The sequence below is a fragment of the Myxococcus faecalis genome (genome assembly GCF_050039385.1).
In the GTDB taxonomy this organism is placed as follows: Bacteria; Myxococcota; Myxococcia; order Myxococcales; family Myxococcaceae; genus Myxococcus; species Myxococcus fulvus.
This window is the reverse complement of sequence record NZ_CP144336.1, coordinates 8,922,574-8,938,237: the sequence shown is the minus strand read 5'-3', so window position 1 is coordinate 8,938,237 and position 15,664 is coordinate 8,922,574. Positions and strand designations below refer to the sequence as shown.

The window sequence follows — 15,664 nt, the reverse complement described above, 5'->3', positions numbered from 1 at the left end:
CGACAGGCGCCTCGGGGTTGGAGACGTCGATGAAGAGCAGGCCCAGCTCGGCCGCCGCGACGATGGCCACGTCGCGCACCACCACCACGTCCGTGAGGTTGGCGTCGAACCGCAGCGAGCCGAGGTCCGGCATGTCACTGCTCGACGGGTCGTGGATGGAGAGATACCCCTCCGGCTTCTGCGTCGCGCCTTCGCGCTTGTGGTACGTCGTGCGCTGGCCACCACGCTCACCGCCCGTCAGCGAGTACTCGGGCGGAGGCGGCGCCAACGGGTTCGACGGGCAGTAGTAGATGCCCTCGTGGTGACCGGCCGCCACGAAGAGCAGCCCACCGTGGAGGGTCATGCCATACGGCTCTCCGGGCACGCTCACCGTGCGGACCAGCAGCGGGTCCGCCGGGAAGCGCGTGTCGAGCAGGCGCACCCGCCCCGGGGTGCCCGCCGCGGGCTGAGACCCCTCGCACTTCGGCGATTCTGGCGGCGGGTTGGGCGCCATGCCGTTGAACGCCACCCAGCTACCGATGGGCGTGGGCAGCAGGCGCGTCGCGTACTCCGCCAGGCCGAAGACGCCGAACTTCGCGGCGCCCAGTTCCCCCAGTCCGCTGGGGTCCACCACCACCAGGCCCGCCTCGCCGTTGGCCACGAGCACCTGGCCCTGCCGGGGCACCACGTCCATCGAGTCCGGAGTGAGCGCGATGTCCGGCAGCGGCGAGCCTTCCGGCAGGTAGCGATTCAGCACCGCGAACAGCCGGTCCACCTGAGCATGCTCCGGCTCCGCGGCGCTCCCCGCGCTCCCTTCCGGATTCCCCTGCGACTTCACGTCGTAGCGGGCCAGGCGCATGGCGTCGTAGTACACGCCACCGCCCGTCAGCGGCCCCAGGTACGGGGATAGCGTGCGGTTGCCGCTCCCGGACGCGCCCGCGGACGCGTAGACCAACAGCGGCTCCGACGGGTCCGCGGCGAGCGCCTTCGGGTAGAGCCCGACGACGCGCTCCTCTCCCGCGTCCACCGGGCCCGGGAGATTCGTGCCCAGGGGGAGGCTGCGCTCCAGGCCATAGCCCACCTGCTCCGCGAGGTGGGTCGACTCGGGCAGGCTGTCCGTCGAGTCGGCGCCCTGGTTGTCGGGCAACGTCGTGCTGACGCTCACCGTCGCGAAGCCGTCGGCGCCGAACGAGCCCGGCGGAGCCTCGACCCTCAGCAGGCTCGTGGACACCACCGACACCGCGGGGGCATCCACACCGCCGACCTTCACCAGCGGAGCGCCCATGGCGCCATAGGCCCACGCGGGCAGGAACCCGTCGCCGGCGATTTCCATCAGGCTGCCGCCGCGCGGATTGAGGAAGCGCGGGGTCGCCTTGCTGAGCCAGAGGGGCGACTTGTAGAGGAAGCCGCCCGGCCGCCGGTCGGAAAGCCCCGCCAGGCAGCCCAACTCGCAGTTGATGACCTCCACGTCCGCCAGGCCCGGCACCCCCTTGGGGGTCTTCACCGTCAGGCGCGTGGAGTCATGCACGGCGGACGGGAGGACGTCGGCCTCGACGCCGCCGATGCGCACCTTCGCGTGCGGCTCGAAGTCCGCGCCGAGAATCTGGAGGATGGAGCCACCAGCGATGGGGCCGACACGCGGCACCACCTGGGCGATGCGCGGACGCGGGAAGAAGCCGGAGGCGGACTCGAACTCCACCTCGAAGGGCGTCATCAGGTGCTTGCCATCCGGCGTGCTCAGCCCGGTGGAGACGGCGAGGCGCAGCCCCGCGGCCTCGGGCAGCGGCGTGCCCGGCCGGAACCGGAGCACCGCCGTGCTCACCGGCAACTCCGCGCTCCCGGCCTCCAAGTCCACCTGCGGAGTCGCCGTCTTCAGCCACTCGGTGCCATTCACCTGGAACGACAACGCTTGGCGCGCGCTCTCCGGGGTGATGGTGGTGGAGAAGGTGAGCAGCAGCGAGGGCAGCTCGCGCGGCACGCGCTCTGCCCAGTTCACACTCGAGGACACCAGCACCAGCTCGGCCGCCGGACCGAACTCCAGCGACCAGCCGGAGGAGGCACGCTGCCGCACGTTGATGATGCGGCCACCCGCCACCGCCACCAGGCGTGCCGCGCCGCCCCGGGCTCCCGTCACGTGGTACAGCAGCTTCGGGGCCCCCTGTCCGAGGTTGCTCAGGTCCACCACCGCGACGCCCGCCTCGCCCGCGGCCACGTACGCGAGATTGCCCACCAGCCGGACGTCGGACGCGAAGCCTCCGAGCACGTCCCTGCCCACCTTGTGCTCGGACACGGCGGGCGCGTCCTCGCCCGTCAATCGCACCAGCACCAGCCCCTCGTCACCGGCCGCCACCACCGCCCAGTCGCGGTACATCCGCACGCGCTGGACGTCGACGTCCACGGAGCCGAGCACCCGAGGAGGCGCGTCCTCGTCATCCGCGAGGCGCTCCACGTCGATGAGGTGCAGCCGCCCTTGGGTGAAGCGGTGCCCGTCCATCCACACGCCGGTGCCGAGCACCGCGCGGCCATCCCCCACCGCCAGCGCGGTCGCCTGCGTGGACAGCGTGTCCGGCGAAATGGGGGTCGCCCGCTCGTTCAGCAGGAACGGCGCGTGGGAGATGTCGAAGCCGAGCAGGCCGCGCGCGCCCGCCGCGGCGAGCAGCCGGTCGCCCCGTGTGTCGAGCCCGAACACCGCTCCCGCGCCCGCCCGCGTCGCGGAGATCATCCGGGGCTGGGCCGGGTTGGAGATGTCCAGCTCGATGACGGTCGCCAGGGCGTACTGGCCCTTGTCGTTGCGCCGGCCCGCGCCCACGAAGAGCCGGTCGCCTCCCTCCGCGGGGTACGACAGGGAGAGCAGCTCACCCTCCAGGTTGCTCCACTGGCCGATGAGGCGGTCGTCGACGTTGTCGCGGTCCTCGTCGATGAGCTCCGTCCGCCGCTCGGGCGGAATGGGAACGCCGGCGAGCGGCCCGCGGGTGTAGAGGTTGGACAGGTCCACCACCTGCAGGCCCCCCGCGCCCACGGTGTAGACAGCGTCACCGATGACGAGCAGGTCGCGGATCTCCGTCATGGCCAGCGCCGAGTCCGTGGGCTGGTCGAAGGTGAAGAAGTCCTCGCGCGTGACGCTGGCCCCGTTCGGCTCGGGGAGCATCACCCTCACGTCCACCGGTCCCCGCAAACCGTTGGGCGTATAGGCCTCCAGCCGGCCGATGCCGAGCGTCCGGACGCGCAGCGCGCGCTGGTTGCCGAAGTAGACCTCCATGGGACGGTCGGTCGCGAAGCCGGCGCCCTCCAGCACCACCCGCGTGCCCCCCGAGGTCGGTCCCCGGTCCGGGGAGATGGAGGCCAGGGACAGCACCTCCGTGTAGAGGTACGCGCCCACCCGTGTGAGCGAGCCCCCCGAGGGGTTGCGGACCTCGAGCGTCGCGGCGCCAGCGGAGCCCGCCGGGGTCTCCACCTCCACCCAGGTCTTGTCGGTGGCGACCCGGACGACTCTCGAGGGCTTCCCGCCGAAGCGGACCTCCAGGCCGGACTCGAAGCCCGCGCCACGCAGCGTGACGAGCGTTCCACCCTGCACGGGCCCCTGGCGGGGCTCGACGCATTCCCTGGGCCCGTCCGGCGTCGCCGCCGGGCACAGCAGCGTCACCGGGACGCGGTCGCCCGCGGTGGACGTCTCGAACTCGGCGACGAAGCGGCCGGGCATCACCGCCTCGCTCTTGGAGACGAGCCCCTGGGCCACCACACGGTAGGAGGTCCGCTCCTCCAGGTCGTGCGCCGGCCGGAGGATGATGGCGGTCCGCGACTCGTTCAGGCTCCAGGTCGCCGCCACGGGCACGCCCTCGGCGGAGCCGTTGAGCTTCACCAGCCGCACGGAGAAGCGGGACTGCACCGCGCTGCCCTCATGCAGGGCCGTGCTCAGCTCCAGCGTGATGGGCTCGGAGACGCGCACGCCGGTCTCACCGGAGCGCGGCGTGCTGGCCACCACAATGGGGAACGGCACCTCGATGAGCGCCAGCGCGTCCGTCGCCGCCGAGCGGGGGACCAGCTCGCGGATGGTGGCGGCGATGAGGTTGCCCTCGACAGCCACGTCCGCCAGGTTGACGGCTGGGTACAGGTCCACCGCGTCGACCGGGAGCGGCGCCGCCAGGTCCGAAACGAGGTTGAGCTGGACCAGCGAGCGGCCAGCGGTGGCGCCCAGGTGGGGCCCGAGGCCGGCGGAAGAGAAGTCGACCGGCACCAGCGACTTCACCGTGGACACCACGCGGGGCCGGGTGGGCAGCGCCAGGGACACGGTCCTCGCGCCGCCGGACGCGGCGAGCCCCGCGGAGCCGGACGTCGCCAGGTCCCCGAGGTCGGGGTCCAGCTCCCCCACCACCGGGAAGCCCGGACGCGCCAGGTCCACCACGAGGGTAGAGGCGCTGCTGGAGCCACGTTCGGCCGTGACGACGGCGTAGCGCCCGCGCGCCTGCACGCGGGTGATGGACGGGGTCCCCAGCACGCCGCCCTGCAGGAAGGACCGGACGGAGCCGATGAGCATCGGCTTGAGCGGGTCCCTCAACGAGAAGAGGGTGAGGCCACCCTCGCCGGAGGCCACCAGCACCAGGTCGTCCACCACGTCCACGCCATGCGCCTGGCCCTCGAAGGGAATCGCGTAGGCGAACCGGGGAGCCGTGGGGCTCGTGGCATCCACCACCAGCAGCGACGGGCCACCCTCGCCCACCAACTCAACGGCCTGGAGCTCCGGCGCGTCCGCGACGACGTAGGCCGTGCTGCCCCGCACCGCCAGGGCGCGCGGCAGGTACGGCGGCGGAAAGGAGACGCCGCCCATCACCTTGGCGTCCGCCGGGTCGCTCACGTCCACCAGCGACAGCGCGCCCTGGAGGCTGTTCTTCAGCACCTCCACCACCGTCGCCCCCTGGCTGACGGCGCCGTCCGACAACATCCACACGCGCTTGTTCGTGAGGACGAGCTGCCCGGGGATGCCGCGAGGGAGCCGCTCCGGGGGCCTGTCACCGTGACCATCGTGACGGCTGACCACGGCCGACGTGTTCAGGTCCGAGTACAGGAAGGCCCCGAGCGCCTCCACACGTTGGCCGTCCGGGTTCTCCACGATGATGTCCGCCGGGCCGAAGTCTCCCTCGGGCGTCTTCAGGCGGATGCGCCCGGGCGACTGCACCACGACCTCCGTCGCCGCGCGGCTCACGGAGACACCCCGGAAGGTCACCTTCGCGCCGACCTGGAAGCCCGCGCCGGACAGCTCCACCGGCTCGTCCCCCAGGGTGCGGCCCGTGGCGGGGTACGCGAAGCCCAGCTCGAGCATGGGCAGGTAGACGAAGCCACCCAGCAGGCTGCCCTGGAGCCCGTCCGGGTTGACGACGGTGACACGCACCGGCCCCTTCACCTGGGGAGGCGTCACGGCGGTGAGGAACGCGCCCGTCGTGTCGAGGCCCACCTCCGTGGCCTCCTCGGAGGAGAAGAACACGCGAGCGCCCGACTTGAGCCCCACGCCATGAATCTTCACACGCGTACCGCCATCCACCGGCCCCGCGGGCGGCTCCACCCTCACGACGGAAGGCGGCGTGCCATCCGCCGGGCGGGTGCGGAAGCGCGAGGTGAACCCGGCGCGCAGCGGCGCTCCGCCTTCGCTCCTCAGCCCATCCGGGCCTCCCATGATGACGACGTAGATGTCCGTGTTGCGCGGCAGCTTCGGGGCGTCGCCCGTCAGCGTGAAGACGAGTTGGCGCTCGTTCTCGACGGCCGCCGTCGCGGGCACCACCGTCGAGGAGAAGGGGCTGCCCACGCGAAGCACGGCGACGGTGGGGTTGTCGCCGAGGAATTCCGAGTCGATGGGCTGCGAGAACGTCACCGTCACCCGGGGGTCCATGCCCGACAGCGCCACCTGATCCGCGCCGTTCGCCGGCACCACGTCCGTCACCAGGAACTGCGGCAGGCTGAAGTCCACCAGGCCCTGGTGACCGAACAGGGTGAAGGGCCTGCCTTCATGGAGGCTCACGTCCTGCGCCAGCGGGACGTTGGCGCGCACGAACGTGCGCGGGAGCCCGTCCGGAGGGACGACGGAGGCGGACAGCAGGCCCTTCACCGGCACCGCTTCCTGATCCACCAACTGCACGGTGGACACGGAGAGCCCACCGGACGTCGCCAGCGAGCGCTGACCGGTGGCCACCAGGTCCCGGCGCCGGGGCGCGTGCGACAGCAGCGCCTCCAGCAGCGGCGGGCTGGAGGTCAGGTCCACCACCGCGAGCGCCGCGGCGAAGCCCTGGCCGCCCACGAGCGCGCGGGTGCCGGAGACCTCGACCTCTTCCGCGCCACCCGGAATCGGCGTGAAGGTCCGCTCGCCCAGTTCCGGGTCCAGCAGGTCATGCACGCGCAGCCCGCCGGACCCAGCCGCCACCAGCAGGTCGTTGCCCATCACCACCACGTCCCGCGCCTCCCCCACGACGGGGACGACATCCAGCCGCTGCGGCAGGCCCTGCGCCTTCAAATCCACCACCACCACGCCGGCCTCGCCATTGGCAACGAAGGCCAGGTGGCCCTCGGCCGTCACCGCATGCACCTGCGGACCGGGCAGGTCGATGGAGCCCAGCAGCTTCGGCATCGACAGGAGGGTGACGTCGATGACCTGCAGCGAGGGCAGCTCGTCGAGCGTCCCCTGCACCACCACCAGCGCCAGGTTGCCGTGGAAGGTCGCCGCCACCGGAATGCCCGGCAGCATCAAGGGGCCGGCGGTCGCCACGCCCTCCGCCGTGACGGTGAAGAAGTGGACGCCCTGGGGCCGGATGAGGGCGTGCTTCGGGAGGTTCCAGCCGCCGACGACGCCCCGCCCCGTCTTCGCGTCCAACGCGAGCGAGCCCAGCTTGTACTCACTCGGGCCGCCCGTGCCGAAGAAATAGGTCGGCAGGTGTTCGGGCCGCATGCCGACCTCCACGCGGACGTTCGACGACTGGGCTTCCTGGCCGGACAGGTCCTTGGCTCTCGCATCGACGACGAGGAGGTCCTCCTCCGCGGCGCTGGCCGCGGAGTTGGGCACCAGCCAGGTGAAGGGGTACAGCGGACGGCCCGCCGGGCCCTGCACGGGCACCGCCGACGTGCCAACCCGGACGCCATCCACGTGGAACGAGACGGCGTCGACAACGCCGTTGTCCTCCGCGGCCGCGGCCAGCACCAGCGGCTCCGCCTCGGTGACGACGTCGAGGTCCGGAGGGTCCACCAGCTCGACCTCCGGGGGCACCGTGTCCCTGATGATGAGGACGCCATGGGCTTCCGAGGCCACCTCGTTGCCCGCGACGTCCACGCCCACGGCCTGGAACTCCAGGTAGGCCTCGGGGTTGTCGACGGGCACCACGTAGCTGGCCACGTAGGCGTTGGGCCGCCCGGGGATGCCCGCAGGCGCGGTGGCGGTGGCCACCTTGCGCCCGTCCACGAAGAACGTCACCGAGGACACCTCGCCCTCGGCATCCTCCACCTCTGCCTCCATCCGCACCCGGCCGCCCTCCAGCAGGGTCGCGCCAGCCATCGGCCTGACGAGCTTCACGCGCGGCGGACGGTCCTCCACCACCCCGAAGGACACCGCGTCGGACAGCCGCTCCTGCCCCGCCGAGTCCACCGCCCTCGCCCGCAGCCAGAGCGTCTTTCCCACCTGGGCGGGGTCCGCCACGTAGCGAAGCTCGAAGGGAAGCTGGAAGTCCCGGCCCACCTCCGCGACCGAGTCCTCGCTCGGCCCCACCAGGAAGGTGACGTGGGCCACCGCGACATCGTCGCTGGCCTTGGCGAAGAACGTGGTCGGCAGTCCGACCACCGCCTGCGGGGACGTGGACACCGCCACGCTGGGCTTCGCATCACCAATGGCCTCCACCCGCACCCGGGCCGTGGCGTCGTTGTTGCTCGTGTCGACTGCCTTCGCGGTGAACTCCAGGGGCACCGGCGTCCCGTCCTCGGACACCAGGCTCTTGTCGATGAGGTACGAGAAGCGAAACGGCGGCGCGGCGAAGCGGGCCACCTCCTTGGGCGTGGCATCACCCACCTTGGCGCTCACGGTGACGGCGGCGACGCCGACGTTGTCCTCGGCGCGCACCTCCACGTCCAGGCGCAGCCCCTCCACCATCCGGGAGTTGTGGGCCGGCGAGGCGAAGGCCACGGTGGGCTTCTGCTTGTCGTCGATGACCGTCACGCGCACATCCGGGGCCGTCACCGTCTGCCGCGCCGAGTCGCGCGCCTTCGCGCGCACCGTCAGCGTGCGGTCAGCCGAGCCATACGGCAGCGGCACGCGGAAGGAATACGGACGCGCCGTCCCCACGAAGTGCAGCGGCCCGTCCACGCCTCCCTCCACCGTGACCTCCACGGACTCCACGCGGACGTCGTCCTGCGCGGCCACCAGCACGGAGAAGTCGCGGCCCTCCACCACCTGGACCCCGTCGCCCGGCTGGGCGATGGCCACCGTGGGCGGCTGGTCCTCCTGCGCGCTCAGCGTCAACGCCTGCGAGAAGACGACGTGACCGAAGCTGTCCACCGCCTTGCCTTCGATGACGACCGTCGTGCCCTCCGGCAGGTCCGCCGGCGGCACGTAGGCGAACGTGAAGGGAGGCCGCTCCAGCGGCAACCCATAAGGCACCTTCGTCGTCACTCCGCCGACCTGCAGGACGCGCAAGAGCTGCACGCTGGTGACGGCGACGTCATCCTCGGCCGCGAGCACCACCGTCACCGGGTTGCCGCGGACCACCCGGGTGCCGTCCGCCGGGGACACGATGGCCAGCGCCGGCTCTCTGTCCCGCACCACGTCGATCTGCTGGTACTCCAGCTCGCTCCACTGGCCGGACACGTCCCTGGCGCGCGCGGCCACGAAGTACGGCACCACGTCCAGCGCGGCTTGCGCCCCCAGCTTCGGGACCATGTGCTGGTAGGTGATGACGGGCGTGTAGACGTCGAACGCCGAGCCGGGCAGCGCGTTCTCCGGCGGGAAGTCTCCCGCCGTGTGGACCCGCTTCAGTTCCTCCGCGCTCGCGCCGGCATAGAGCTCCACCCGGTCCACGAACGCGTTGTCGCGAGCCTGGACCTGGATGAGCACCGGCGTGCCCTCGACGATGTCGCTGCCGAGCGAGGGCCGCAGGAAGCTGGCCACCGGCAGCCCCGTGTCCTGGACGACGCGCACGCGCCGCTCCACGGAGGACCGGTGGTCCTCGTTGTCCACGGCATCCACCCGCAGTCGGATGAAGGCCTCGGAGCGGCTCGGGTCCAGCTTCACGAAGCCCGGCGGCAGGCTCAGCGTGGTGCGGTACGTCTTGAACCGGCCAATCTCCTCGGTGGGCACGCGCAGCGCGGCCAGCGCCTGTCGGGCGAGCGGGTCCGAGGGCGTGCGGAGGCCATCGCCATCGACGAAGGTCTCGACCGGGATGCCCGTGCTCCCCTGCAGCGTGATGGCGGGCGTGGTGCCACCGTTGATGTAGACCTCCAGCCGCTGGATGCCGAGGTCGTCCCCGGAGAGCGCGTTCAGGCGAAGCTGGATGCTGCCCTCCACCAGGTACCCATCCACCGACGGCTCGAGGATGGCCAGGTCCGGCGCCCGGGGCTGCCGCGACTCGATGATGAGCCGCGTCTGGCCCACTGCGCCCCGATCGTCGCGAGCGGTGATGACGAGGACCGAGGGCGCGCCATTCAGTCCCACGGGCGGCGTGAACGAGAGGCTCTGCGTCCTGTCGGGCTGGTTGACCGTCACCCAGGAGAGCGGCCCTCCCGACGGGTCCCTGCCATCGTAGTCGACCTGGTAGTCGACGACGCGCACGTCATCGCGCACGCGGAAGCGCAGCTCCGCGGACGTGTTCTGGATGAGGCGGACGAAACCGCTCTGGAGCTCCTTCTGGGTGATGCGCTCTCCCGCCGAGGCCAGCTCCAGCAGCTCCACCACGGGGATTGCGTCCGGACGGACCTGCACGAAGGCGGGGCTCGACGTCACGGGAGGATTGCCCGCGCGGTCCCACGCCGTGGCGGACAGCTCCAGCGTGCCGGCGGTCGCCAACGCGCCGGGGATGGTGAACTCCACGTCCTGGAGCGGGCCCACCAGCGGCGTCTCGCCCACCAACGTACCACCCGCATGGAGCCGTACCCTCGCGATGCTCGCGTTGTCGGTGACGCGCACCGTCGCCTGGAAGCCCCGGCCCTCCACCGCCGCGCCACGGTCTCCCGCGCTCACCACCGAGACGGCCGGTGACTGCCGGTCCGGCTGGACCGAGAAGGTCCGCTCCGCGCGCGCCGCCGCGCCACGCGAGTCCACGACGATGGCCGTGTAGCGCACCGCGTCCGCGCCCCAGCCAGAGGGAACGCGCAGCGACACCGGACGCTGGGTGGGCCGGCCGGCCGTCACCGTCGCGTCAAGGGCCTCCACCGCCACCTTCGCCCCCTCGGCGACGACACGCGCCTGGGGCGACGGATGGCCGAGGTAGCGCAGGGACAAGCGCGAGACGAGCGGCGCCTCGCCGCTGGTACCGGCGGAGAAGGTGACGACGACCTCCTCCATCTCCACGCGGGCCGCCGGGAAGGCGAGGTCCGCGGTGAGGAGCGCGCCCTGGGGGACCAGCGTGACTTCACGCGCCTCGGTGGAGGGGTGCTCCGTGAAGAACGGGTCCGGCGCACCCGCCTTCGGACGGTAGATGTAGGTGACGTGCGCGACGGCAGCGTGGGCGGGCTGCCAGCTGGGGAGCTCCAGCCGCAGGGCGCCGGGCGCCTCGTCGTTGCCGAGCAGCGCGGGGGGCGACACGGTGAGGGCCTGACTTCCGACGGTGGCGGTGAACCGGGCCGGCAGGGACGTGGCCTTGTCCCGGCCGAAGGAGAGCGTCGCGCTGGGCACCGGGCGATTTCCCGCGACGACGGTGGACGCGAACGGAACCTGGAAGGAGCTGGCCCCCACCGCGGACAAGGGCGCCGAGGGCGCGACGAGCCACGCGGAGCGCAGCGTCACGTCGTCCTGGAGCTCCAGCGTGCCGGGCGTGAGCTGTTCCTCGGTGAGCCGGGTCGCGGGGTCGGGCGAAGCCCAGAGCGCGATGGGCGAGCTGTCCGCCACGAGCTGGCAGGAGAAGCTCGTGACGGTCGCCCGGTGGCTGGCGTCGACGGCCCGCGCCTCGAAGACCACGGTGCGGGGGCCTTCCGCATCCAGCGGAGGCAGCGGGAAGGGCCCGGCCAGGGTGATGCTGCTCGCGCTGCGCGTCTCCACGATGGCCCCTCCCGGCACCACGGGAGCCCCGTCGAAGAGCACCGCGAGCGACGTCAGGTTGCCGTCATCCGACGCCTGGACACGCAGCAGGGGGGTGGAACCCGCCACACACGTGCGCTCCGAGGGCGTCCCGCCCAGGGAGATGCGCACCACCGGAGGCAGCTTGTCCTCGCGCGCGAGAATCTGGAACCGGACCGGCGGGCTCAGCTCGAAGTTGCCCGCGGCGTCGTACACCTTCGCCCGGAGGGTGTGGAGGCCGGGTCCCAGTTTCGTGTCGCTGGAGGGGAAGGAGACCGAGCCGCTCCAGGTGCCCACGTAGCGCCGGCTGAGGAGGATGTCCCCCGGGCCGAGCGGGTTGGGCGTGCGCTCCTCCTCGAACTTCCACTCGAGCTCCCGGACCCGGGGCTGCCCGGACTCCTCGGCCAGCTCGTAGCTGTCGTCCACGACCACGCCCACCCGGGTGACACGCACGTCGTCGGACACCTCCATGCGCATGCTCAGGCTGCCGTTCTGGGACACCTCCAGCACGCCCTCGCGGGCGGCCTGGGGCGTGACGAGCACCACGGTGGGAGCCTCCGTGTCCTCCGCCACGTCCAGCACCACGTCGGTGAAGGAGCCAGCATCGTGGAGGTCGACGGCCGCCACACCCACCGAGGGCGTGCCACCGTCCTGTACCAGCGGCGCGCGGACCACGAGGCGCTGGAGGCTGGACAGGTCCTGCCGCTCGTTCGTGGGGATGCGTGGGAATTCACCGACCCGCACGCCACCGGAGCGCCCCGCCCAGGCCACGTTGCCGTCGTCGTTGGCCACGGTGAAGGTGATGTCGACGTCCTCACCCTCCTTCACCGGCGTGCGCGCCGCCGGGGTGTAGATGGAAATCTCGGGAGGGAGGTTGGCCCCCACGGGCAGCTCGATGCGCCGCTCGGCGACATTGCCCGCGGCATCCTCGACCCGCGCCAGCAGCGACATGGGCTGGTCGGTTCCCGCCGGGGTGGCCCTGACGGTGCTGAACTGGAAGACCTGGTACAGGTTCTCCTGCGTGAAGCCGGTCGACGTCAGCGCGCCCGCCTCGTTGCCATTGACGACGAGGGTGGCCTTCTTGACGCCCACGTTGTCCGCCGACAGCACCTCGATGGGAACGAGGTCGTCCGTGAAGAGGCGCGTTCCTTCCATGGGGGTACGGAAAGCCACCATCGGCTGCTCGTCGTCCGGCACGACCTGGACGGTCAGGATGGCGTCGTCGGACTGCTGCGCGGAGGAGTCCCACGCACGGGCCGTCAGTTGGAGCGGCTGGGGGGTGGCGGGCAGCTCCACGAGAAAGCGGTACGGCGGCGACAGCAGCGGCTCACCGACGCGCTCCGCGCCCCGGTACAGCTCCACGCGGGCGACGGCGACGTCGTCCTCGGCGCGCAGCAGCACCGCGAGCTTCGTGCCGACGGGAACGGCGTCCTCCGCGCTGGGGGTGACGAACGCCACGGTGGGCTTCGCGTCGTCCGTGTCCAGCTCGACGGTGAGCTCCTCCCTCCGGGTCCTCCCCGATGCATCCTCGGCCTCCGCGATGAGCTTCAGCTGGTCGATGCCAGCGAGCCGGTTCTTGGGCACGACGGCATGGGTGACGAACGAGCCCAATCGGCCCTGGTCCTCCAGCGGGGAGGGGTCTGCCACGAGCAGCTCGGGGCTCTGCTCTTCCGGCCGCTGGCTGTAGATGCGCACGGCCACCGTGTCCACGTTGTCCCCGCCCGTCACCGTGACGAGCAGGGGCTGGGACACGGGAACCTTGATGCCAGGCCTGGGCGCCTGGAAGGTGACGTTGGGGTCCGTCGTGTCCGGCTCGACGTGCACGACGACGGGGTGCTCGGGTGAGGCCGTCTGGCCGCGCCCATCCCGCGCCACGGCCGTCACCACGAGGTCCCCGCCCTGACCGGGCGTGACGTAGCGCACCCGATAGGGCGGCGCGCTGGACTGGCCCACGCCCGCGCCGTTGACGTACCAGGTGACGCTGACGCTGTCCGCGCTGTCGTCCACGACGTTCGCCGTGAGGAGCAGCGAGGAGCCGGCCACCACATTGGCCCCGTTCGTGGGCGTGGCGATGGAGATGATGGGCGGCTCGTCGTTCAGGACGATGGCCTCGAAGCCCACCCGCCGCTCCAGCCCGGCGTTGTCGATGGCCTGCACCTCCACGTGGTGCCGCTTGCCCAGGCTCGAGCCGGGTGGCGTCCACGTGAAGACGAAATCCCTGGAGTGGGTGCTGGTGCCCGCGAGGCCCTCCGCGGACAGCTGCACGCTGCTCACGGCGTTGCCATCCACCAGCAGCGAGGCCCGCACGCCGAACGCCAGCGCATCATCCCCGATGATGCCGCGGACGGTGAGCGGCAGGCCGGCCCGCACCTCCACCTCCTGGCCCGCCGGTTGACGGATGGAGACCAGCGGTGGCGCGTTCTGCACGATGCGCACCAGCATCGCCCCGGCGTCGGCGAGTGCTCCGCCCGAATCGACGCCCACCGCCCGCAGCGAAGCGGTGGTGCCCGCGCTGCCCGGCGGCGGAACGTAGGTGACCTCCCAGAGAGGCACGGCCACGTGCTGCTCGGGGTTCGAGTTCGGCACCGTCCGGATCTCGATGCGCGGCGTCTGGGACACACCGAGCGGCGCCCCATCCACGGAGAAGCGCACCGACTGGAAGTCCAGGGGGGACAGCGTCCCGGACCTCCACTCGCCGCTGGTGACCCGGATGACCTGCGGCAGTCCCTCGATGAGATGGGCACCCGGCGAGGGCACCTCGTACATGACCTGCTTCGCGCTGGGGCCGGGGACGGGCGTGACCTTCACCTTCACCGGCTGGGCAGGGCTCACCGCTCCACCGATGTCCTCGACCTCCGCGGCCACCTCCAGCGTCGCGCCCGACTGGGTCGGGGCCTGCACCTGGAGCACGTAGGGCTCCTGGGTGTCCACCGCCACGGGGACACGTGCCTTGCCCAGGAAGAACCGCACCTCCTTGATGCCCATGTCGTCCGTGGCGAGCGCATTCACCGAGAAGGAGGTGCCGGTCGTCACCGTGGCGGGTGAAGCCAGGCGGATCTCCGGCAGGGCGTTCTTTGCCTCCACCGAACGCGGCGTGGCATCGAGCACGGTGGAGTCGTTCACCCGGTAGGTGGCCTGGATGGAGGCGAAGCCCGGGCGCTTCGCGGTCAGCCGGCCCTGGGGAGACACCTCCACGCTGGTGTCGGAGGACGACCACACGATCTTCGACGTGAAGGAGGTGAGGTCGACGAACCGCTCCCCTCCTCCCACCGACAGGACACCCACGAGCTTGAGCGGCAGCGTGCCCCCTACGCGGGGGATGCCGAACTCCAGCGGCTCGATGAGCGCCTCGGGGTCCTGGTCCCGGTGGATCTCCACCCGCTCGAACTGCGCCTGCTGGGTGACGAGGACGGGCACCTCCTCCGTCTGGTTCGCATACGTCACCTGGAGCGTCGTCTCGCCCGGGAACAGCGCGACGGCGGTGCCGTCCGGCGAAACGGAGACGACGTCGGGGTCCCCGGACGCATAGGTCACGCCGCGCCGCGCGCCCGACAGGTCCACGTCTCCCGCCACCGCGAAGCGGCCGGTGACCTGCAGCCGCACCGGCTGACCAATCTGCTCCATCAGCAGGGACGAGGGGGACACCACCACGTCCACCAGCGGATCAAAGGTGGTGGAGCTGGTGAACTCGACGGCCGAGGTGTGCACCGTGCGGCCGAACGCATCGCGCAGCGCCACGTCCGCGATGACCACGCCGTCCGGAGGAATGGAGACGCCCTCCAGGGTGGGAACGGTGAAGCTGATGCGGCCGGGGGCGCTGACACGGGGCCGGCCCACCAGCCCGCGAGCCACCATGAAGGCCCGGGGCTCCACCATCCCCAGGTCACCGTGCGCCAGGTTCAGCGCGATCGCCGAAGCGCCGAGCACGGACACCTCCGCGGAGGACACGTCTCCCGTGTAGTTCACCTCCAGGGTGATTTGGTTCCGGGCCTCGTTCGCACGCACGGCAACGGGCGTGGCCCCGAAGGCCGGGGGGCTCGACTTCGCGCTGAACGTCACCGGAAGCGCGTCGCCGGAGGTGCCATCCGCGGCCAGCGGCGTGGCGGTGACGGTGAGCACACCGTCATCCGGGAAGGGAGCCGTCAGGGGGATGAGCAGGTGGAAGGGCACCGCGCCCGCGAAGTCCCGCTCCACGAGCACGTCGCGCAGGGTGACGAAGCTTCCCTTGGTCGCGGAGGTGCTCGTCACGGACACCCGGAGGCGCGACGCCTGCTCCGCGATGTCGAAGCCAATCTCCGCGCTCGTGGCTCCCGGGCGCAGCGGGGCCAGCGGGTAGGCCGCGGTGACGACAGGCTCCGCAGGCGGCTGCTGCGCGCTCGCGGTCAGGACAAGGCCCAGGCAGAACATCACCAGCACGGCACGCCCACCGTTCGTAACGAACCGATTCAC

At 71.8% G+C, this 15,664-nt stretch carries 1 protein-coding gene (cut by a window edge); it reads right to left on the bottom strand.

What is annotated here, in order from left to right:
- Positions 1 to 15,664, bottom strand: the start of a protein-coding gene (locus VZQ01_RS36095) for an IPT/TIG domain-containing protein (protein ID WP_426745920.1). It extends 16,415 nt beyond the left edge of the window; only the first 15,664 of its 32,079 coding nucleotides appear in the window; its start codon is at positions 15,662 to 15,664; its stop codon lies beyond the left edge, outside the window.